This window comes from Bifidobacterium tsurumiense, from assembly GCF_000741765.1.
In the GTDB taxonomy this organism is placed as follows: domain Bacteria; phylum Actinomycetota; class Actinomycetes; order Actinomycetales; family Bifidobacteriaceae; genus Bifidobacterium; species Bifidobacterium tsurumiense.
On record NZ_JGZU01000004.1, the window covers coordinates 168,610 to 189,938 of the forward strand.

Here is a 21,329-nt window from a genome sequence, read left to right on the forward strand (position 1 = left end):
AAGACGCTATCGGCATAGCGAGGTATGGTGAAGCTTATGCAAAACGAACAAAAATCTTCATCCCTGCTGGATGGATGGAATAGTGCGCCGAATCTGGTGACCTATGCGCGTATCGTACTCATGGTGGTTTTCGTCGTGCTGTACGCCATGGGCGGCGCTTGGGGCGGCAATAATATCAATCTGCGTTGGGCTGCGGCAGTGCTTTTCATCATTGCGGCCAGCGCGGATAAGCTTGATGGCTGGATGGCCCGTAAATACAACCAGGTCACTGAACTTGGCAAACTTATGGATCCCATCGCCGATAAGCTGTTGATTTGCTCGACCCTGATTGTGGCATCCATATTCTCGGAGCTGTCATGGTGGGTGACCGCATTGTTCCTGATTCGTGAGATCGGCATTACTGTGATGCGATTCTTCGTAATCGACAAGGGCGGCAATGTTATCGCGGCATCCAAGACCGGCAAGTACAAGACCTTGACGCAAAGCGTTGGCCTTGCAATGTTGCTGCTGCCTGTATGGGCTTTGGATATATGGGGCATTGATGATGCGGCTGCGCCATCGACCCAGGATTCCTGGGGATTGGTGACATACTTCACCATCGCATACGCATTGATTTACATCGCTTTGGTGCTGTGCCTGTATTCCGGATTCCTCTATGTCACCACGGCGATGGCATCCGGTGCATTTGGCAAGAAGGGCACGGCTGAAGAGAATTCAGTGAAGGAAGCCGTGGAGCTCAAGCATGATGAGAACGTCGCTGAAGGAGAGCAGTTCTTCGTTGAACCTCAGCCAGTGGATGAGCTCGATGTCGAAAGTCACGCGGAAGAAGATCTGGGAGCCGAAAGCACCGGCGATGACGAATCGCCAAGCGAGGTCGTGGATAGCGAGCAGATGGGCGACATTCCTGAAAGCCTTGATGCCGCAAACATTGGTGACAACGCAGATGACGAAGAGCCGGAAGACTTATTCGCGTTGGGACGAAGGAAAGCCGCAGAGAATGCCGAATCCCATGAGTCAGCAAACAACTGACGGCATAATGAATGCGGAATATCAAGAGCGCGCTAGGGAAAGCCATGCAGATCCCAGCGCGCTCTTGCGCAATATCAACGAAGTGCAAGCCTCATGCGATGTGACCGCTGCGCAGGTACTGTCGTGGTGTGAGCGGCACGGCGTGCGCATAGCCACTGCGGAATCGCTTACCGGCGGGCTGCTGGCTGATTCGTTCGTTCGTATTCCCGGAGCATCGGCAGTTTTCCTGGGTTCTGCGGTGACCTACGATATCAAGGCGAAAGCGTCGGTATTGGGTGTTGATGCGGATTTGCTGAAAAGCCAGGGTGCAGTGCATCCTGAAGTCGCTCGTTCCATGGCTCTTGGATGTGCGCAATTGTATGCGCAGCCTGAATATGGGAATTCGGTTATTGGAATATCCACAACGGGGGTTGCCGGCCCCGGCCCGGATGGGGATAAGCCTGCCGGATTAGTCTATGTGGGATTGCATATTCCCAAGCGACTTTCGAGTGCTGGAATGGGGGTCAACGAAGCATTTGTCTTGCATTTGCAAGGCTCCCGAGAGATGGTGAGGGCGTTGGCCGTATGGCATGCTCTGCAAAACGTGAGCTACTTCACAGTAGGTAATCAGGAATAAATTGCGCGAATACGGGTTGTCTATAACGTGACCAATGCAACGACACGAAGCCGAAAGGGGATGGTGCACATGGAAACGACGACCCGCACTGACGAGCAGAAGGAATTGACCTCGGTAGTGACCCGTGGCGTACGGACCGGCGCAGCGCGTACGCGCGATTTGACGCCAGCGCAACGGCGTGCGGTAATGTTTGCCCAGCAGCAGATACTCAAGGCTCGCGCCGCCAAGAAGGCTAAGGATGAGCGCCAGTCAGCCCTGCATCGCATGTGGCAGGAAGAAGATGCCGAGCTCAGTAGGCCAAGGGCCTCCGTGCGACGGCAGGAAGTGGCAGGCGAAGGCAAGGATGTTTCCTTGCGTGAAGCCATTGGGCACGTACTGCGTGACCTACGCACCCGTGATCACAAAACATTGCGGGAAGTGAGCGAGAAAGCAGGAGTCTCGCTCGGCTACCTGTCCGAGGTTGAGCGCGGACAGAAGGAAGCAAGCTCTGAATTGCTCAGCTCAATTGCCCAATCTTTGGGCTTGAGCACGGCTCAGATGCTGCGTATGGTCGCCGATTATCTTGAGTCAGCGGAAATCTGATACCCATTTGCGGCAACGTCGAAGCCGTGGATGAAGAACCCGCCACCCTTGTTGGTGGCGGGTTTTCTTATGTGTGTGGAAGGTTTTGTGGTGGGCATGCAGTGGCGGGTTCCCGCGTGAAAGGTAGACTGAGGCGCCATGCGTGAACGCGAGTTTTGGCAATTGCTTGAAGAAGTATTCGGTCGTAGTTACGGCCGTAGCCTGTCAAGAGATCAGGGTTTGACCGCGTTGGGCGGGTTGAATGTTGTCGAAGCCCTGGCACAGGGCATCGAACCTCGAGTGGTGTGGAATGTGCTGTGTGATCAAATGGACATTCCAGATTCCAAACGATGGGGCAAGGATCATAATGCTCCTCCTATGCCGGCGAAATGAGAGGGTTCGGTATTCGGAGGTTTGCGGGTCATTGAAATTAGACGTTGTGCCCAAGGCGCCGGTTCGTGTCGATGCGGTTCAATTCGACCTTGCAACGCTGCACGACAGATTCGAACAAATGTTCGCATATTGATGTATAGTCAAGTTCAGATGAAATCGTTACGCTTTGAAATGGCGTGTTCATGCAGAATGCCAACGGCTGATGGCGTGCGGCGTGAGCCTCCGACCACAAGGCCAAGAAATATGGCTGGAATGGTGCGCATAGGGCTACGGTGAAGGTGACGATATAGGTAATACAAGGAGAACACATGGCACAGCAGAAGACCACGAAGGCTGCAGCTCAGGCCAACGCAGAGAACGGTGTCGATCCTCGCAGGCAGGCTGCACTGGAGTCAGCGCTTGCCCAAGTGGAGAAAAGCTTCGGCAAAGGTTCTGCAATGCGATTGGGAGACAAGCCCGAGCAGGATGTAGAAGTTATTCCAACTGGTTCCCTCGCATTGGATATGGCACTGGGAATAGGTGGTCTTCCACGAGGACGAATCGTGGAAATCTATGGTCCGGAATCCTCTGGAAAAACTACTTTGGCCCTTCATGTGGTTGCGAATGCACAGCGTAATGGTGGAGTGGCTGCATTCATCGATGCCGAACACGCCTTGGATCCTGTGTATGCACGGCATCTGGGTGTTGACACGGATTCCTTGATCGTCTCCCAGCCCGACAATGGCGAACAGGCTTTGGAAATCGCCGATATGCTGATTCGCTCAGGGGCTTTGGACGTTATCGTCATCGATTCTGTTGCGGCCTTGGTTCCAAAGGCCGAAATCGAAGGCGAAATGGGTGATAGCCACGTCGGTTTGCAGGCTCGATTGATGAGCCAAGCCCTGCGCAAGATGACTGGTGCATTGGCCCAAGCCGGAACCACTGCCATTTTCATCAACCAGTTGCGTGAGAAGATCGGCGTGTTCTTCGGTAATCCTGAAACCACAACCGGCGGAAAGGCTTTGAAGTTCTACGCTTCAGTGCGTATGGATATCCGCCGTACGCAGACCATCAAGAACGGCGATGAGGCTGTGGGCAACAGGACCAAGGTCAAAGTGGTGAAAAACAAAATGGCTCCGCCATTCAAGATCGCTGAATTTGACGTGCTGTATGGTGAGGGCATCTCCAAGGAAGGCTCCGTACTGGACATGGCATTGCAATGCAATGTTGTCAAGAAGTCCGGCTCATGGTTCACCTACGAAGGCGATCAGCTCGGCCAGGGACGTGAGAATGTGCGTCAATTCTTGAAGGACAATCCTGCCATAACTGATGAAATCAGTAATAAGGTCAAGGGAGCTCTCGGTTTCATGGACACTGAGGACCAGTTTGCCGAAGGAGTTGATCAAGACGAGGTAGCAGACTCTTCGTCAAAGTCGGCTTCGGAGCGGGCAAAAGCGGATGCGAAATAGGCTTGAAGCATGATTCAAGCGGAGGAATTTCTCCAGCACAACAAGCCTAGGATTGAGATCACTCGTGACGATGATGCGGATTCCCATAATGCCAGCATCGCACGAGTGGACCCGTCTCATGGCTCAGAAGACCCAGAACCCGGTATCGAAGGTCACAGTACCGGCATTCCTGAGGGTTTTGACACCGATGCTATGCACAGAGACGAATCGGGAGTGCATTCGCTGTCTTTTGGCTCGTTTGGCAGCGTCGACCACGAAGGGGAAACGCGGCGCAAGCAATGGAATGAGCGAGCATCCACCTCGCGTTGGGGTGGAAAACGAGGCACGGGATTCGGAAAGCGTAAACAGCATCAGCGGAATTTCAGCTCAAGGTATTCCCAGTATGATGCCGAAACCGCATATTCGAACCGTCAGCAAGGTGTTGGCCACAAGGATATCGGTCATCAGGATATTGGGCAGCAAGGTATCGGGCAGCAAGGTATTGAAGGCGGATTAAGCGCAAACCACAATGCTCATCGCGTGCCTGATCAAGAGGAGGTCCTTGATCAGTGCCGTGAAGCGGCACTGCGCCTCCTTGATGCAGCGGATCGACCAAGCGGCGCCTTGCGCGAGCGACTGCTCGCCAAAGGATTCGCAACGGACACGGTCGAAGATGTTATTGAACGGTTGACTCGAGTCGGTTTGATCAATGACGAAGCGTATGCAAACAGAGCTGTGCAGTATTGCATTGCACGAATGCTAGGTGCACGTGCAACTGCTGCCGAACTGCGTCGCAAAGGTGTGGAATCTCGTATGGCCCGTGCAGCGGTGGACCAAGCAGAATCGGCAGGGCTTTTTGATGAGGCTGCGTGGGAGCTGGGCCGCAGAATAGCGGCAAGGACCAGGGGATTGGACCTTGCAGTACGCAGAAGGCGTTTTTGGGGTGCGGGTGGAAGAAAAGGGCATAACCCCGCTGTGTTGCGCACAATCGAGGAATCGCTGTTTCTCAATCAAGAAGAGGATTGAATCGAGAAATGGTCTGCTGCAATCTAACTTGTATGCGTGCCGCACGCACGATCTTCGGTGAGACTACAAATTGGGTAGCTTTCAGAGGATGAGCTGAGTTAAAAAGTAACGCACATACGCCATGGAACGGAATCGATAGGTCAAATCGCAATTTGGTGAGTTCCAAGAAGGTACATAGCGACAAGAAAAGGTAAGCAGCGTCAAGAGCTTTAATAATGTAAAGAAGATGAGCTGTGTTACGTAAATGAGCGGCGTCAAGAAGAAAAGTTGATGAGACCTCTTATACCCCGGGTTCTGTCGCGTATTGCTACGCGGGTGACCATCCATCTCGACCTGACGTTACCGCCAGGCTCTAGCAGCCTACCCGAAGGCTGAGCGAGCAACCCTACTGCCTTCTGCTTGGCCTTGCTCCCGATGAGGCTTGCCATGCGATCGCTGTTACCAACGATCCGGTGGTCTCTTGCACCGCCGTTTCACCCTTACCCGGTAAGCCGGGCGGTCTATTCTCTGTTGCGCTATCTCTCAGGTTTCCCTGGGCGGACGTTATCCGCCATCGTGCTCTATGGAGCCCGGAAGTTCCTCAGCCGTGACGAATGAACGGCACGACCGCGGTCACCAAGAGGTCTCAAACATGCCATCATATCAGCGTTTTTCTATGAAGAAAAATCCAGTGAAATTCCCGGCGTTGTTCAGCGAGTCCACTGCGAATCCCGTATCGTGGGGCTACAATGATACGTACACCGGCCGGCAATGCTGCCGATCGGCGCACTACACAAAAGCGGGTAACACCGCTTGAGCCTAGGGAGGTCCACATGGAAATCGTCGTAACAGGACGTCATACGCAGATTAAGCAACGCTTCCGCGATGTCGTAGAAAAGAAGATGGATCGTGTGACCGCTATCGCCCCTGACGCTCAGCGCGTACAAGTAGTGCTGACGCATGAGGGCAATCCACGACAGGCAGATACTGCCAAGCGAGTGGAGCTAACCGTTATCGCGGGTCGAACCGTGGTCCGAGCAGAAGCCTCCAGCGCAGATGAATTCAGCGCATTGGATATGGCTTTGGACAAGCTCACTCTGCGTTTGCGCCGCACTCGCGATCGTCGCAAGGATCATCGCCGCGGATATGAAAGCATCGTACCTGTCGACTTGGGTGCAGTTGAGCCACCAGCGGATGAAACCTCGGTTGAGGAGGAACCGAATAACAGCCCACAGGCTGCGGTGGCATCCGATCTTGGACCAGGTGAATCCGTGGAAGTTCAGGTGGGAGATACCCCCATTGTTATTCGCCGCAAGCTGCACATCGCTGAACCGATGAGCATCGATGAGGCCCTGTATCAGATGGAGTTGATCGGACACGACTTCTTCCTGTTCGTCAACAAGGACACCAACCGTCCGTCTGTGGTGTATCACCGCCACGGATGGAGCTACGGCGTTTTCGAAATTGATACTCCGGAAAACGTAGCTGCGGATAAGTAGTTCGTACAGCTGTATTTGGTGGACCCGCGCCCGAGCAACAGGCGCGGGTCCACCGCTGTGTGAGGCGGAATAAGGGAATCATAGGAAACGCGGCGATGCGGTAGTAAAAATCCCCGCTGTCGCGTAGTATGGACGCAGTTTGTGCCCAGCCAGGACGGTTGGGTGCTGTCGTTCACGACCAAGCAATAGGGAGCGAGACCGTGGTAGATATCGTCGACAAAGCCCTGCGAATGGGCGAGGGTCGCCAGATCAAAAAACTTGAACAGGTGGCGAAGGCCGTGAACGCATTGGAGGACGAGATCTCCTCGCTGTCAGACGACGAGCTCAAAGCGCAAACGGCCAAGTTCAAGCAGCAGTTGGACAACGGCAAGAAGCTTGATGATATCATGGCGGAGGCTTTTGCCACGGTTCGTGAGGTTTCCAAGAGAACTTTGGGTCAGCGCCACTTCGATGTGCAGCTCATGGGCGGCGCCGCATTGCACTGGGGAAATATCGCCGAGATGAAAACCGGTGAAGGCAAGACCCTGGTGGCGACCTTGCCGAGTTACCTCAATGCTCTTGAAGGCAAGGGCGTTCATGTGGTCACCGTCAACGATTACCTGGCAAGCTACCAGAGCGAGCTCATGGGTCGTATCTACCGATTCCTCGGTATGAGCGTCGGCTGCATCATCACCGATCAGAAGCCGCCTGAGCGCCGCAAGCAGTACAACGCAGACATCACCTATGGCACCAACAATGAGTTTGGTTTCGATTACCTGCGAGACAATATGTCTTGGGAACGCGGTGATCTGGTGCAGCGCGGACATCATTTCGCCATCGTCGACGAGGTGGACTCCATTCTTATCGATGAGGCGCGTACTCCTCTGATCATTTCAGGCCCAGCAGAGGGAGATGTCACCCGCTGGTATCGTCAGTTCGCCAAGCTCGTGCTCAAACTGTCTCGCGATGAAGATTATGAGGTCGACGAGAAGAAGAAGGTAGTCGGCATCCTCGATCCGGGTATCAGCAAGATCGAAGACTTCCTGGGCATTGACAATCTGTATGAGCCCAATAACACCGCATTGATCGGTTATCTCAATAACGCCATCAAGGCCAAGGAACTCTTCTTGCGTGACCGCGATTATGTGGTGACCCATGGAGAGGTGCTTATCGTCGATGAGCATACAGGCCGTATTCTTTCAGGACGTCGTTATAACGAAGGTCTGCATCAGGCCATCGAAGCCAAGGAAGGCGTTGAGGTCAAGGCAGAGAACCAGACCTTTGCGACCATTACCTTGCAGAATTACTTCCGCATGTACGACAAGCTTTCCGGCATGACCGGTACCGCTGAAACTGAGGCTGCCGAGTTCATGGGCACTTACAAGCTGGGTGTGCTGCCGATTCCTACCAACCGTCCCATGATCCGTAAGGATCGCGATGATTTGATCTTCCGCACGAAGAAGGAAAAGCTCGCTGCCATCGTCAAGGATGTCGCCAAGCGTCACGCAAAGGGGCAGCCTGTGCTGCTCGGTACGGCTTCTGTGGAATCTTCTGAAATCGTTTCTTCGTTGCTGGATGTGGCAGGAATCGACCATCAGGTGCTCAACGCCAAGCAGCATGCAAAAGAAGCTGCCGTCGTGGCTGTTGCAGGCCGCAAGGGTGCCGTCACCGTGGCAACCAATATGGCAGGCCGTGGTACCGATATCATGCTCGGCGGAAACGTGGAGTTCCTTGCCGATGCCAAGTTGAAGGCAGAAGGCTATTCTCCTGAAGATACCCCAGAGGATTATGAGGAGCGCTGGCCGGGTACCTTGGCTGAAGTCAAGGAACAGGTCAAGGATGAGCACAAGGAAGTCACCGAGCTGGGCGGCCTGTATGTGCTAGGCACCGAACGCCATGAGTCCCGACGCATAGACAATCAGCTGCGCGGTCGTTCCGGTCGTCAGGGCGACCCGGGCGAATCCCGCTTCTACCTGAGCTTGGAAGACGATCTAATGCGTCTGTTCAATACTCAGATGGTAGCCCGATTCATGGCCCGTGGCATGCCGGAGGGCGAGCCGATCGAAGCCAAGAGCGTGTCTCGTGGCGTGCGCACGGCACAGAAGGCTGTGGAATCTCGTAACTATGAGATTCGCAAGAACGTCCTGAAATATGACGACGTTATGAATAAGCAGCGCACCGTCATTTATGAAGAGCGTCAGGCTGTTTTGAAGGGCGAGGATATTCATGAGGACATCCTGCGCTTCATCTCCGATACCGTGGGAAGCTACGTTCGTGGCGCTATGAATGGCTCTGACAAGCCTGAGAACTGGGATTGGAGGGGCCTGTCCAAGGCTTTGAACACGGTTATTCCGGTCCGTGTCGACTTGGATGAGGCAAAGAAGGAAGTCTCTTCGCTCAAGCATGAGAAGGCAGTGGAGAAGCTTCGCGATCTCATTGTTGAAGATGCTCAAGAGCAATATGACCAATTCGAGACCAAGATCGGTGCAGAAGGACTTCGCCAGCTCGAGCGTCGTGTGGTGCTCGCAGTGCTTGATCGCAAGTGGCGCGAACACCTTTACGAGATGGATTACCTCAAGGATGGCATCGGTCTGCGTGGCATGGGTCAGCGCGATCCGCTGGTCGAATACCAGCGCGAAGGCTACCAGATGTACAACTCCATGATCGAGGCGATCAAGGAGGAAAGCGTCCAGTTGCTCTTCCATGTCGATGTGGAGCAGGTCGCCAAGACCGAGGATCTCGAATCCGAGCGTGACGAGGATCAGGCTGTTGAACAGGCCGAGTCTGAGTTGGGCATCGCATCCGCAGCAACGGATGAGGACGCCAGCGAGGAACAGGAGAGTGGTCCTGATGCCGATGCTGATGAGAACGCCCAGGATGAAGAGGAAACTGCTGAAGCAGATGCCTCTCCGGTTCGCGATGAGCCTGGGATTGTGGGACCTGCACCGTTGAGCCATGCTGAAGGTAAGGTTCCTGCCAATAAGCGTCCTAAGAGCGACGAACTGAAGACCCCATGGTCTGACGGTCGTACATTCCCTGGAACCGGCAAGAATGCTCCTTGCCCCTGCGGTTCGGGTCGTAAGTACAAGATGTGCCACGGACAGAATGAGGAATAATCGTTCTCGTTCCTGACTTGGGACTAATGCAGCGGCGGCGTAGATCAATGGATCTCGCCGCCGCTGGCGTATTGTGCCAAGTTCTCAGCCGTGGAATTCTTGACGAAGAACGCCCAAATCGCCGAGTATTGCATTGTGTATGTCCGCATCCTTTAATCGTGATCCGGTTGATACGTGGCAAAACGCTGAATATATGCCCATAATGCGGTGAATATGCAAATCTATCGGTTCACTTGGCTTACAATAACCCCACAAGCAAAACAGCCTCATGCATCAAGGAGAGCATTATGGCCGAGCGTACATGGAAATCGATTCTGACCACCCTGATATCCGGACAACACCTCAGCGCAGAGGATTCCTGGTGGTTCGTCGATGACCTGATGCGAGGAAATGCCGAACCGGCTGCAGTGGGTGCTGTATTGGCAACTCAGCAACAGTTGGGTCTGACTGCGCAAGAAGTCGAAGGAGCTGCCAAAGCCATGGTTGCTCATGCTGTGCCGTTGCAGGTTGAAGGGGAGTGCACTGATATCGTCGGCACGGGCGGCGATGGTGCGTCAACGGTGAACCTGTCTTCGATGGGTTCAGTAGTGGCTGCCGCCGCAGGTGTGCGCATTGTCAAGCACGGCAATCGTGCGGCTTCATCAAAGTCCGGCGCAGCTGACGTGCTGGAAGCTCTGGGTCTTCCATTGGATTTGACGCCCGAAGCAGTGGCTCAGGTCGGCAATGAAATCGGTATCACTTTCGCATTTGCCAAGACTTTCCACCCTGCTATGCGTTTTGTCGGCCCTGTGCGTTCGGCTTTGGGAATCCCTTGTGTATTCAATATTTTGGGACCATTGACCAATCCATCCCAGCCGAAGCATGTTGCCATCGGATGCGCCAATCGTACACTCAGCCCGATTATGGCTGAGGTGTATGCCAAGCGCGGCCAGAATGGCATGGTATTCACTTCGTATGAAGGATTAGATGAATTGGCTCCAACTGGGCAGCCAATTAGCCTGTGGGAAATCAATAATGGCGAAGTCCAGGAGCTGCAGTTCAATCCGGTGCAGGAACTCTCCATTGAACCGATAACCGTCGAAGATTTACGCGGAGGCACTCCGGAATTCAATGCCGAGGTATTCCGTAAATTCGTCGCTGGCGAGCATGTCGCTTCACGCTCGACGGCATTGTTGAATGCGGCTGCGGCGATTGTGGCAGATGGAAGCAAGATCTCCGCTGATGGTTCGCTGTCCCAGCGTTTCGCTGAGGCCTATGCTCTTGCCCAGCAAGTGGTGGATAACGGTGAGGCACAGCGATTGCTCGATCGCTGGATTGAGGTTGCGCAGAGCAAGCGATAATCCGCGGCAAGCGGAAGCATACACGTAACGGGGCGTTGCCTATACGCGCGCCCCATCGTCTGTATAGCCGTTACGGTGGGGATTATGACCTTTGAGCTGGGAGAGCAGACCGGCTCCGCCTATCAGAGCGCATAACCCGAATACGGTTCCCAAAATCGAGGCAATCGAAGGCAAAAGCACCGAAGCGATAAGCCCTAGGACTCCTACGATGAAAAGAATCCAGAATACCATGAGAGGTGTGCGGATCTTTCCTATTGACGGATTTGGCGGCACGAAGTCATCGCTATAACGGTCCATGACATCATCGGTGTCGAGCCAACTGGAACCGGAGAAATCACGGGGGCCTCGTGGTGTCGCAGTGCCTACGAAGGAATCAGAACTGAGATCTTGAATAGATAACAGCGCTTCTTTGTCTTTGCGCTGTGCATGTTTCTCGAATCGCTTGGCATTGCGTGAGCTCTCGACATCTTGCAAGTCATCGGCATGGGCTGCTGCGAATGCCGCCCACTCGTCGGTCATATCCGGTGTGGATGGCGTAGACCCGGAAGAGGGAGCACTGCCGTCGGCGTGTTGACCTGCTGAATGGCTGGAGGCATTCGAGGCTGAAGCCGATGTCGAATCCGCATCCGTTGGACGCTCGTTAGACTCATTGCTATTGTTGAGGTCAGTCATAACTACCACTGTAATCAATCGGCACGCCATTGCGCCGGAAGGAGAGCTGCGTGTACTGGTTTTTCGTCAAGTTGCTCGGACCAATCGCTCGACATCGTATCAATCCGACCACTGAGGGAGTGCGCAATATTCCGAGCAACGGTGGTGGCATTATCGCTGCAAACCATCTTGCCGTGATTGATGATGCTTTGCTTCCGCTGACTTGCCCGAGGATGATCCACTTTATGGGCAAGGCCGAATACTTTGAAGGCAAAGGATTGAAGGGCAAATTCAAGAAGTGGTGGTTCACTTCGGTGGGCGTGTTCCCTGTGGACCGTTCAGGCGGTTCCAAGGCTCTGGGCGCTCTGAATCATGCGCGCAAGATAATAGAGGACGGTGAGCTTTTCGGCATTCATATCGAGGGCACGCGCAGTCCTGATGGCAAATTGTATCGTGGTCATACCGGCGCAGCCCGCCTGGCTTTTGAAACAGGATGTCCGATCGTCCCTACAGCCATTATCGGCTCAGACAAGGTGCAGAAGGTAGGGCAGATCATCCCGGATAAAGGGCATACCAAGGTGATCTATGGCACTCCGATAGAAGTTGAGCGCAAGCCGTCCGATGAGGTGACCAGAGAGGATTTGCGCGAATTAACGGATCGGGTTACGCAAGCGATTCAGCGTATGAGTGGACAGGAATATGTCGACGAATATGCTCAGGCGGTCAAAGAGCGTCTCAAGAAAGAGCGTGCAAACGCGGAGTAATGGTTCATTCGCGCTGGATGCATAAGCCGGATTCGGCGATGTCTACCAACTGTTGGTAGACGCACAGTGCAGCCTCAGGCGTGTTCGGCATATGCGACGAATGCCTACCAATTTGGAGTCTCCCAGTGGGTAGGCATTTTGTTGCTTCCAACCTGTGATGAGGTAATGATCGCATCAACTCAGAGCATTCTCTGTCAGAAGTCTATGAGCCAGGAATGCTATTTACGTTTCTGTGTCAGACCACAGTCAGAGTGATGACCGTCTTATTGCCCTGTTCATCGCGTACCCGGACTTGCTGTCCTGGGTCAGGGGACTGCAAACGCACGGTATGCGTCAGGTCACCAAGTGGAGCAGAGACCTGAACCTGTAGACCGAGCGCTTCAAGCGTTGATTTCGCATCTTCGGTGCTCTTGCCTCGGACATCGGGCAGTGTCACCATCTCGGGTCCTTTGGAAACCACAACATCGACGGAATCACCCCAATGCAGTTGGGTCCCCGCGGCTACTGAAGTGGAAATAATATCGCCGTTGGCAACGGTATCGCTGTAGGATTCGGTGTAATTCGCCTTGAGTTTTGCCGTATCGAAGGCATTCTGTGCTTCGTCTTTGCTGCGGCCAACCACATCTGGCATGCTGACGGGCATCGGACCCTTCGAGAGCTGAATCACGATTTCCTTATTGTGATCCATAGTCGTGCCGGGATCGGGACTGATGCTGGCAACCGCACCCGAGGGGATCGTCAGTGAGTAATCATCTTTCTCCGCGTCATGGATGATTGCAGTGAAGCCTGCAGCAGTCAAAGCCGCTATCGGGTCCTTGCCATTGGCAGAGTTGGCGTCGGTAATATCAGTGGGGATAGTCGCTTGTTTGACGCCTTGAGACACGGTAACCGTAACCTGTTCGTTGCGTCGCTTGCTGACATGTGCATCGACCGTTTCCGGCGTGGTGGAAATAATATTACCCTTGGCGATGGTGTCGCTGTAATCCTCCTGCACGGTGTATGGAATGCCCGCCACTTTCAGCGAACTCTCATAGGAGCTCCACGACACATTGGTTATGGTGCAGCTTTGGCCTTCGGTACAGGTCAGATCGCTTGGCTGAGGCATTGTCCAATAACTACCCGGACCCAGCCAATACCACCAAGCCCCGGTCGCGGCAGTGGCAATCAGCACAACTGAAAGAATGGCTGCAATGATGATATTGCGTTTGCGACGCTTGCGCTTCCGGATTGATTCCTCATCAAGCTGCTGTGCTGGCATCAAGCCTATGGCAGCCGTTGCTTCGCGACCATCATGCTGTGCGTTGGACACATCAGCATCGTTGGATACGCGATCCACGGCGGCGGAACCGCTGGTGCTGCGCACAGCAGGCATGATCTGCGTATTGTGCGCGGATGCTTCCAGACCGAGAACTTGAGTGTTGCCGTTATTCAAGTCTGCATTGGAAGAATTGGCGGAATCTATCGGGGCGGACTCTTGGGCGGCGTGTTCGCGAATAGGTACCGCAATCGTGCCGTCATGGTCCTGCGTCTGAACATCTGCTGGGGGTATCGGGGGAACGGCAATAGGCGCAGCGGCAAGTGCCGGCTTTCCTGAACCCTCAGCAGATGCATTATGTTCCTGGGAGACTGCTTTTCGATATTGCCACGCCATTATGGGCAATTTCGCGCTCAATGCACGGATCTCACGCAAGGCTTCTGTGGCATCCTTTGGACGTGCGTCAACGGACCGGGCGGTCAGATGTGCAATGAACTCTGCGATGCTCGGATCGATGCCGGGGCAGGGGACGGTTATGGAAGGCACGTCTTCGTGCACATGCTTGAACACCAAAGTGACCGGATTGTCGGATACAAAAGGAACTTCTCCTGCGAGCATTTCCCAAGCCATGATGCCCACAGAATACAGGTCACCCTGCTGAGTCGCGCTATTGCTTTCGATCATTTCTGGTGCCAGATATGCCGCGGTGCCGAGCAGCATGCCAGTTGACGAAAGTGTGGCTTGCGAGGCGGCTTTTGAGAGTCCGAAATCAGTGATTTGCACATGGCCGCGCTCGTTGAGCAGGATATTTTCCGGCTTGATATCACGATGCACCACTCCCGCCCGGTGAGCCGAAGCCAGACCATCCAGGGTTTGGGTGATGATACGCAAGGTTTCCCGAACGGTGAAGGTGCGTTGCTGATTCATTTCCTTACGCAGATTGACACCATGGACGTATTCCATAACCAGGAAATCGAGGCCCTGGTATTCGCCGGTGTCATATACCTGAACGATATGGGGATTGGCAATTGCAGCGGCGGATTTGGCCTCGCGGCGGAAACGTTCCACGAATTGCTGACGATGAGGTCCCTGGGCCAGCTGCATATGCATGATCTTGATGGCGACAGTGCGATCCAAGCGTTCATCAACGGCTTGATACACGGTGGCCATGCCGCCATCGGCGATTTTGCGCACTATGCGATACCGACCGTCGATTTTGAGGCCTTCAGGCGCGTTAGCAGCTTCACTCATGGGTTTGACTATGTCCTTGCGACGTAAGGGTGACTATCCTTCAGTGTACATGCGATTATGCACCTTGAGGGATTGCAATGGAGACGAACTTCCTGCAAACTTCACGTAAAATGTGCTTGCCCTCGTCGTCGAGATCAATGCTGTCGATTGCCCTGCCGGTCTCATGCCACAATTGATTGATGCGTTCATACGAACGTTCGACCGCACCCGTGGATTTCATAAGCGCGATACCGTGACGGACGTCATCATCGCTGCGACTGTCACTCTCATACATTGCAATCACATCATTGCGGTCCTGTTCAGGCAATGCCTGGAGTGTATCCGCGAGCAATACCGCGCGTTTGCCTTCCCGGATATCGCCTCCGACCGGTTTTCCGGTGTTGGCGCTGTAACCCACAACGTCCAAAACATCATCTGCCAATTGGAAGGCAATGCCAAGAGGCTCGCCGATGCTCAGAGCCATCGCTCTGGCTGACGCAGCGTCGCGACCCGAAGCGATCAAACCAAGTTCAATGGGTGCGATTGTGGTGTAACTGGCGGTTTTCCAACGAAAAACGTTGAGGGAAGCTGTGGTCAGCTCTTGCGGGTCAGTAAGTGGGGAGAGCTCTATCGCCAGATCAAGAATCTGTCCGATACTCACTTCACGCTGCATATTGGTGAAGGCAGCAAGTAAGGACTGAGCCTGTTTCTGCGGCATAGAGGCGCAGGCATTGCGCACAATGTCGATACTTCCTGTGGCAAGGATATCGCCGATCATAAGCCTAAGCCCCCTGCCTATGGCGGCGCTGTGGGTCAGTGTCGACAATGCGCGGTGGGCGCTGGGCTTTCCACGACGTAAATCTGAGTCATCGATAATATCGTCATGCACCAGCGCTGCCGTTTGAAAGACCTCGATGGCGCATGCAATGTCAAGCATCTCATCAGCTGCTCCTGCCCATGAGACCTCATGATCAACGGTGCCTTCAGGAGCTTTTTGTGCAAGTCGCCCCGCATTGAATGCGGCCAGTGCAAGCGATGCCCGGAGTCGTTTGCCTCCTGCGCTGGAAGTGATTGCCTGTTCGCGGACACTGCCGAGTACTTGGGAGCAAGTGCCATTGCCAAGATCTGTGGCCGTGACGAGTTGGGCGACCAGTGCTGCAATGCGGGATTCGATATCTGCTACTGGTGCAGGAGCGCTGCGAGGGGCGGAGTTCATAGTTACGAGGGTATCCACAACATTGCGACAACTCAAGAATGGTGCAGAGGCTCAAGTCATGCCTCCGACCACATTGGCGCTGAGCCTCACCTAAACGAGCGACTTGAGGCAAAGTCATAAGTGACACGGTGAAGTGTTGCAGCGCTCGCATTGGGAGGCGATATGGACGAACAACAATTGGATGTGCTACGCGACAAGAACGGACAGGCAATCGCGCAATCAGGCGATCCTAAGACCGATCTGTCGCCGCCGACGCAAGGTCATGTGGTGGATGAAGAAGAAATGCAAGAGCTTATGGAGCAGTTGCGTGCACAACGTCGTGCTCACGGCATGGCCATTGCAGACATTCAATGGGTGAGTACGGCGTTTGAACAATGGCGCTCAGGGCTGACCCGGCATGTTCAAGCGCTTGATCGCGCATCCATTGCGGCACTGGCAGTGGGAATGGCACAATCTTTGGCGGTTCGGGACGCACTCATTGTTTCGATGGTAGCCTCAAAGACCGCGCGGTTACCAAACACCATGAAACGCTTTGTTTCGCGGCCGCATGATTCAAGAAATGCACGATTGATGTGTCATCTACTGGACGAGGCATTCAACAGCGTTGAGAACAAGCCGGATGATGAGATATGCAAGGCGGGTATGACCATGATGGACGCCATTGTAGATACGGTTCCTGAACGATATGGTGTGCAGCCGCTCGCGGTTGTGGCGTATGCATTGTGGTGGATGCAAGACGAACAGGCAGACTCGTATGCAAGGCATGCCTTGGCGCTTGACCCTCGTTGCAATTTGGCGTCCATCGTCGTGCAGGCTTTGGAGCATGGCATCTATCCCGCCTGGTGCAGGCAAAAGAGCGAGATCCAGCACGGGGAAACGCAATGAGTTGTTGATCTGCTGGAGACTGATGTGGTGAAATCGCGACAGGTTGCGAAGGCCTAGATTTTCCGGTGCAAGTCGTTTATTTGCAGGTTGTTGTGCGGGAATCCATGCGCAAAGAATATCGCACAAGCGTACGCTGCTCAACAGCAGATGGATTCGCTCGCAAAAAACAATTGGGAATAATCGTCCTTGCAAGATGGTTAACTCCAATAGTTGACGATTTGCCCTTGCCAGAAGTGCGTCTATGTGCTAGGAGCACCGGCGGCAGGATCATCAGGAGGATAGGTTTGGCCACAAAGGAAACGACGGCAACCACGCAACAGGCTGAGCAGGACGAGGCTGTGAAGCCCAAGAAGCGTACCACTCGTAAGCCGGCTTCCAAGAAGTCGTCCTCCGCCAAGAAGGCGCCGGCGAAGAAGAGCAATGCCAAAGCCAAGGAGTCCAAGGAACAGGACGAAATCAAGACCCAGGTGGATGACAACGAAGAGTTGGATTCGCAAGAGGATCTTGACGATATTGACGACGACATCGACGTTGATGAAGGCGATGAGGACGACCTTGACGATGATGGAGACGAAGACGATTTAGACGATGAAGACGCCGAGGATGAGGATGATGGCGAGGACGAGGAACAGAAGCGCCCTGAGCCAGAAGTCCCCAAGGAAAAGGGTGCTTTCGTTGTCCGTGATGATGACGACGATGACAATCTGACACCTTCCGGAAACCCCAAGCGTCGAGTGGTTGCAGCAGGTGCGACAGCCGATCCTGTGAAGGATTATCTCAAGCAGATCGGCCGCGTCAGCCTGTTGAATGCAGAGCAGGAAGTCGATCTTTCTGAGCGTATCGAAGCCGGCCTGTATGCGCAGCACCTGTTGGATACCGAAATCGACGATATGGACTTCAAGCGCAAGCGTGAATTGAAGTGGGCTGCTTCCGATGGCAAGAAGGCCAAGGATCACCTTTTGGAAGCAAACCTTCGTCTTGTGGTGTCTCTGGCCAAGCGATACACCGGTCGGGGCATGCTCTTCCTTGATTTGATTCAGGAAGGCAACCTTGGTCTGATTCGCGCAGTTGAGAAGTTCGATTGGAAAAAGGGCTTCAAATTCTCGACCTATGCAACGTGGTGGATTCGCCAGGCCATAACCCGTGCCATGGCTGACCAGGCACGCACGATTCGTGTGCCTGTGCATATGGTGGAAATCATCAATAAGCTGTCCCGAGTCCAGCGCCAGATGCTTCAGGATCTTGGTCGTGAACCTACGCCGGATGAGCTGGCACGCGAGCTGGATATGCCTGTTGAGAAGGTCCAGGAAGTGCAGAAATACGGCCGTGAACCGATTTCATTGCACACTCCTCTGGGTGAGGACGGCGATTCCGAATTCGGTGATCTGATCGAGGATACCGATGCAATTGCTCCATCCGAGGCCGTGGCCTTCTCGCTATTGCAAGAGCAGTTCAAGCAGGTTCTCGAAACGCTGTCTCCACGTGAGGCGGGCGTTATCAAGATGCGTTACGGACTTGAGGATGGGCAGCCCAAGACACTGGATGATATCGGTCGCGTGTACGGCGTGACTCGTGAGCGTATCCGTCAGATTGAGTCCAAGACCATGTCCAAGCTGCGGCATCCATCTCGTTCCCAGACGCTGCGAGACTTCCTCGACCAGTGATGACTGCTTGAACATACGTCTGAACATAGGGCGGCATCCTCTGAATCAGTCGATGCCGCCCTATCGCGTGTGAGATAAACCGGTAAGCCGTACGAGGCGGCCTACTATTATGCCGTTGCGAATGGCTGCGCGGATGAAATTATGTGAATCGGAGTGAGAGTGGCTGCTACGAAAGAACAGTATGGTGCGAAAAGCCTGACCGTTTTGGAGGGCTTGGACGCTGTACGCAAGCGTCCTGGCATGTACATCGGAACCACCGATAGTCAGGGTCTGATGCACTGTCTGTGGGAGATTATCGACAATGCAGTCGATGAGGCTCTTGCTGGCGCCTGTGATGACATCGTAGTCACTCTTCATGATGACGGCTCAGTGGAAGTGGCGGATAATGGCCGCGGCATCCCAGTCGATGTGGAACCGAAGACAGGCCTTACCGGTGTTGAGGTTGTGCTGACCAAACTCCATGCAGGCGCAAAATTCGGCAACGCATCGTATAACGCCGCTGGCGGTCTGCACGGCGTGGGCTCATCTGTCGTGAACGCGTTGAGTGCACGATTGGATGTTGAAGTCGATAGAGACGGTAAAACGCATCATATGGCCTTCCATCAGGGTCATCCTGGAGTGTATGACGATGCGGATCCCGCGCATCCATCGCCGGATGCCCCATTCAAGCGCACGCGCAAGAACCGACCCACCGAATTAGAAGTGATCGGCAAGGTCTCTCCGAAAAAGACCGGCACCAGGGTGCGGTATTGGGCGGATCCCGAGAGTTTCAACGATACAGCGGAATTCAGTTATGAACAGCTGATTGACCGAGTCAGACAAACCAGTTTCCTGGTACCTGGCTTGAGCATAACCGTAATCGATGAGCATATCCCTGAAGAAGCGGGGAGCTATGTGGAGACCGATGCTGCTCAGGACCCTGAAATTCAGGATTCCAACGCCGGGCAGCAGGGTGAGTCTCAAGTAACTGAACAATCAGAGGCGAATCAGGCTCCTTCAGGCGGCGAGCAATTGGGCAATACCGATGCGTCATCAGATTCAGATAATTCAGCCTCTGACGACACGGATACCGAGCAGCTGGAAAGCATTGGGGATACTGAATCTTCCATCGCATCCGATTCCCAAAGTGCCGCCAAGTACCCACATAAGCGCGTGGAACGGTTCATCCACACGGGCGGCGTGAAAGATTTCGTTGATTTCTTATCCCGTGGTGAAGCCGTATCGGATATTTGGCATATCACCGGAGAGGACACCTATGTTGAAGAGACTCAGGCGGTCGGTGAAGGCGGGGAACTGCATGCACAGGAAGTAACCCGAAACTGCGGTGTGGATATTGCCATGAGATGGGTGAATGGCTACGACACCACGATGCGCAGCTTCGTCAATGTGGTGGAAACTCCTGGCGGCGGCATGCATGTGGATGGATTCATGCAGGGGATTACCAAGCTGGTACGCAAAACGGTCGAGGATAATGCGCGCAAGCTCAAGGTGAATCTCAAGGACTCCAATACTCGTATCGAACGCGATGATATCATGGCCGGTCTGGTTGCCGTGGTCACCGTTCGCATAGCGGAGCCGCAGTTCCAAGGGCAGACCAAGGACGTGTTAGGTACGGCACAAGTCAAGCCAATTGTCACGAAGATGACCGAAAAGCAATTCGGCGAGATGATAACCGGTTCCAAGCGCGGTTTCAAAGAGCAGTCCAATCGCGTGCTGGAAAAGATCGTCGGGGAGATGCATGCCCGAATCCAGGCGCGTAAAACCAAGGAAGTGACGCGCCGCAAAAATGCTTTGGAATCTGCGTCCATGCCTCCTAAGCTTTCTGACTGCCAGCCGGGCAATGACGATGTCGCAGAACTGTTCATCGTAGAGGGCGATTCCGCTTTGGGAACCGCCAAGGCCGCCCGCAACTCGTCCTTCCAGGCATTGCTGCCAATACGAGGAAAGATTCTCAATGTGCAGAAGGCGAGCATTTCACAGATGCTTTCCAATAAGGAATGCGCTGCCATTATCCAAGTGGTCGGCGCAGGTTCCGGAGCCAGTTTTGATATTGAACAGGCACGATACAACAAAGTCGTCATGATGACCGATGCTGATGTGGATGGCGCGCATATCCGTATTCTGTTGCTGACATTGTTCTATCGCTATATGCGTCCGCTGATCGAAAACGGGCGCGTCTATGCGGCAGTGCCTCCTTTGCATCGCATTGCCTTGGCTGGCAAGCGGAAGGGGGAGTACATCTACACCTATTCCGATGATGAACTCGCCGGAAAACTTGCGGATCTCAAGCGCCGTCATATCGACTATCATCCTGACATTCAGCGATACAAGGGTCTGGGCGAGATGGACGCCGATCAGCTAGCCGATACCACCATGGACCCTCGCACACGCATGCTTAGGCGCATCCGCATGGAGGACGCCGAGCAAGCCAGCGAAATATTCTCGTTGTTGATGGGTGACGATGTTCCTCCGCGCAAGCAGTTCATAGTCGACAACGCCGATGATTTCGACAGGTCAAAGATCGATACCTGATAACAGTCATGCGCTGACTGGGGCTGGCCGTGATTCCTAATCGGCTCAGCCCCAGTCGCATTTCGGCGCGTTATGCGAGTAGTCCGAATCTAAATCTTCAAATGGCTTATCGGCATGGGACTTGCACGCTATCCGAAGGCGTGTTGTGTATCTACCGATTGGTAGCA

Annotated in this window: 14 protein-coding genes, 1 other RNA gene and 3 pseudogenes; 14 read left to right on the top strand and 4 right to left on the bottom strand. The window is 54.1% G+C overall.

What is annotated here, in order from left to right:
* Window positions 1-24: 24 nt before the first annotated feature.
* From pgsA to BITS_RS09670, 6 genes and pseudogenes are all read left to right on the top strand, one after another.
* Window positions 25-696 (top strand): annotated as a pseudogene (gene pgsA, locus BITS_RS09450) (CDP-diacylglycerol--glycerol-3-phosphate 3-phosphatidyltransferase); the annotation flags it as partial.
* Between the two features lie 415 nt (window positions 697-1,111).
* Window positions 1,112-1,645, top strand: coding sequence for a CinA family protein (locus BITS_RS02860; protein ID WP_026642564.1), 534 nt, complete (start codon window positions 1,112-1,114; stop codon window positions 1,643-1,645).
* A 69-nt stretch (window positions 1,646-1,714) separates the two neighbouring features.
* Window positions 1,715-2,227: a helix-turn-helix domain-containing protein gene (locus BITS_RS02865; RefSeq protein ID WP_026642565.1), complete on the top strand. Its 513-nt coding sequence runs from the start codon at window positions 1,715-1,717 to the stop codon at window positions 2,225-2,227.
* A gap of 138 nt (window positions 2,228-2,365) precedes the next feature.
* Window positions 2,366-2,599 carry a DUF3046 domain-containing protein gene (locus tag BITS_RS02870; RefSeq protein WP_026642566.1) on the top strand — a complete coding sequence of 78 codons (234 nt, stop codon included), beginning with the start codon at window positions 2,366-2,368 and terminating at the stop codon, window positions 2,597-2,599.
* A gap of 308 nt (window positions 2,600-2,907) precedes the next feature.
* Entirely contained in the window at window positions 2,908-4,047 is a 1,140-nt protein-coding gene (gene recA, locus BITS_RS02875; protein WP_026642567.1) for a recombinase RecA, read from the top strand.
* A 9-nt stretch (window positions 4,048-4,056) separates the two neighbouring features.
* Window positions 4,057-5,052 (top strand): regulatory protein RecX, encoded by a 996-nt coding sequence (locus BITS_RS09670; RefSeq protein ID WP_238556531.1) that lies wholly within the window; start codon window positions 4,057-4,059, stop codon window positions 5,050-5,052.
* Window positions 5,053-5,319: 267 nt separating this feature from the next.
* Here BITS_RS09670 and rnpB read toward each other — a convergent pair.
* An RNA gene (gene rnpB / locus BITS_RS08675) (RNase P RNA component class A) lies at window positions 5,320-5,680 on the bottom strand.
* Between the two features lie 184 nt (window positions 5,681-5,864).
* Between rnpB and hpf the strand changes: the two genes are divergently transcribed.
* The 4 genes and pseudogenes from hpf to trpD all read left to right on the top strand — a co-directional run bounded on the left by hpf (window position 5,865) and on the right by trpD (window position 10,965).
* Window positions 5,865-6,530: a ribosome hibernation-promoting factor, HPF/YfiA family gene (hpf, locus tag BITS_RS02885; RefSeq protein WP_026642568.1), complete on the top strand. Its 666-nt coding sequence runs from the start codon at window positions 5,865-5,867 to the stop codon at window positions 6,528-6,530.
* A 200-nt stretch (window positions 6,531-6,730) separates the two neighbouring features.
* A pseudogene (gene secA / locus BITS_RS02890) lies at window positions 6,731-9,242 on the top strand (preprotein translocase subunit SecA); the annotation flags it as partial.
* Window positions 9,243-9,442: 200 nt separating this feature from the next.
* A pseudogene (locus BITS_RS09800) lies at window positions 9,443-9,625 on the top strand (SEC-C metal-binding domain-containing protein); the annotation flags it as partial.
* Window positions 9,626-9,912: 287 nt separating this feature from the next.
* Window positions 9,913-10,965 carry an anthranilate phosphoribosyltransferase gene (gene trpD / locus BITS_RS02895; RefSeq protein WP_026642570.1) on the top strand — a complete coding sequence of 351 codons (1,053 nt, stop codon included), beginning with the start codon at window positions 9,913-9,915 and terminating at the stop codon, window positions 10,963-10,965.
* 39 nt (window positions 10,966-11,004) lie between these two features.
* Here the strand turns inward: trpD and BITS_RS02900 are convergent, their stop codons facing one another.
* Window positions 11,005-11,637 (bottom strand): hypothetical protein, encoded by a 633-nt coding sequence (locus BITS_RS02900; RefSeq protein WP_081693580.1) that lies wholly within the window; start codon window positions 11,635-11,637, stop codon window positions 11,005-11,007.
* A 50-nt stretch (window positions 11,638-11,687) separates the two neighbouring features.
* Between BITS_RS02900 and BITS_RS02905 the strand changes: the two genes are divergently transcribed.
* Entirely contained in the window at window positions 11,688-12,380 is a 693-nt protein-coding gene (locus BITS_RS02905; protein WP_034534255.1) for a lysophospholipid acyltransferase family protein, read from the top strand.
* 235 nt (window positions 12,381-12,615) lie between these two features.
* Here BITS_RS02905 and BITS_RS02910 read toward each other — a convergent pair whose 3' ends face one another.
* On the bottom strand, window positions 12,616-14,886 hold the full coding sequence (locus BITS_RS02910; protein WP_026642574.1) for a protein kinase domain-containing protein: 2,271 nt from the start codon (window positions 14,884-14,886) through the stop codon (window positions 12,616-12,618).
* 55 nt (window positions 14,887-14,941) lie between these two features.
* A complete protein-coding gene (locus BITS_RS02915; protein WP_044259311.1) occupies window positions 14,942-16,081 on the bottom strand; it encodes a polyprenyl synthetase family protein in 1,140 nt (379 codons plus the stop codon).
* Between the two features lie 162 nt (window positions 16,082-16,243).
* Here BITS_RS02915 and BITS_RS02920 point away from each other — a divergent pair, with 162 nt between their 5' ends.
* From BITS_RS02920 to BITS_RS02930, 3 genes are all read left to right on the top strand, one after another.
* Window positions 16,244-16,966 (top strand): DUF4192 family protein, encoded by a 723-nt coding sequence (locus BITS_RS02920; protein WP_051264379.1) that lies wholly within the window; start codon window positions 16,244-16,246, stop codon window positions 16,964-16,966.
* A gap of 284 nt (window positions 16,967-17,250) precedes the next feature.
* The gene (locus BITS_RS02925) at window positions 17,251-18,630 is read left to right on the top strand and encodes an RNA polymerase sigma factor (protein ID WP_026642576.1); all 1,380 of its coding nucleotides are present in this window, start codon (window positions 17,251-17,253) and stop codon (window positions 18,628-18,630) included.
* A gap of 159 nt (window positions 18,631-18,789) precedes the next feature.
* On the top strand, window positions 18,790-21,162 hold the full coding sequence (locus tag BITS_RS02930; protein ID WP_044259313.1) for a DNA gyrase/topoisomerase IV subunit B: 2,373 nt from the start codon (window positions 18,790-18,792) through the stop codon (window positions 21,160-21,162).
* Window positions 21,163-21,329: the final 167 nt, after the last annotated feature.

What these genes read in the sequence shown, in the direction of transcription:
- BITS_RS02920 (WP_051264379.1), top strand. Translation starts at nt 16,244, where the DNA reads ATGGACGAACAACAATTGGATGTGCTACGCGACAAGAACGGACAGGCA.
- BITS_RS02865 (WP_026642565.1), top strand. Translation starts at nt 1,715, where the DNA reads ATGGAAACGACGACCCGCACTGACGAGCAGAAGGAATTGACCTCGGTA.
- BITS_RS09670 (WP_238556531.1), top strand. Translation starts at nt 4,057, where the DNA reads ATGATTCAAGCGGAGGAATTTCTCCAGCACAACAAGCCTAGGATTGAG.
- BITS_RS02915 (WP_044259311.1), bottom strand. Translation starts at nt 16,081, where the DNA reads ATGAACTCCGCCCCTCGCAGCGCTCCTGCACCAGTAGCAGATATCGAA.
- BITS_RS02870 (WP_026642566.1), top strand. Translation starts at nt 2,366, where the DNA reads ATGCGTGAACGCGAGTTTTGGCAATTGCTTGAAGAAGTATTCGGTCGT.
- recA (WP_026642567.1), top strand. Translation starts at nt 2,908, where the DNA reads ATGGCACAGCAGAAGACCACGAAGGCTGCAGCTCAGGCCAACGCAGAG.
- BITS_RS02900 (WP_081693580.1), bottom strand. Translation starts at nt 11,637, where the DNA reads ATGACTGACCTCAACAATAGCAATGAGTCTAACGAGCGTCCAACGGAT.
- trpD (WP_026642570.1), top strand. Translation starts at nt 9,913, where the DNA reads ATGGCCGAGCGTACATGGAAATCGATTCTGACCACCCTGATATCCGGA.
- BITS_RS02910 (WP_026642574.1), bottom strand. Translation starts at nt 14,886, where the DNA reads ATGAGTGAAGCTGCTAACGCGCCTGAAGGCCTCAAAATCGACGGTCGG.
- hpf (WP_026642568.1), top strand. Translation starts at nt 5,865, where the DNA reads ATGGAAATCGTCGTAACAGGACGTCATACGCAGATTAAGCAACGCTTC.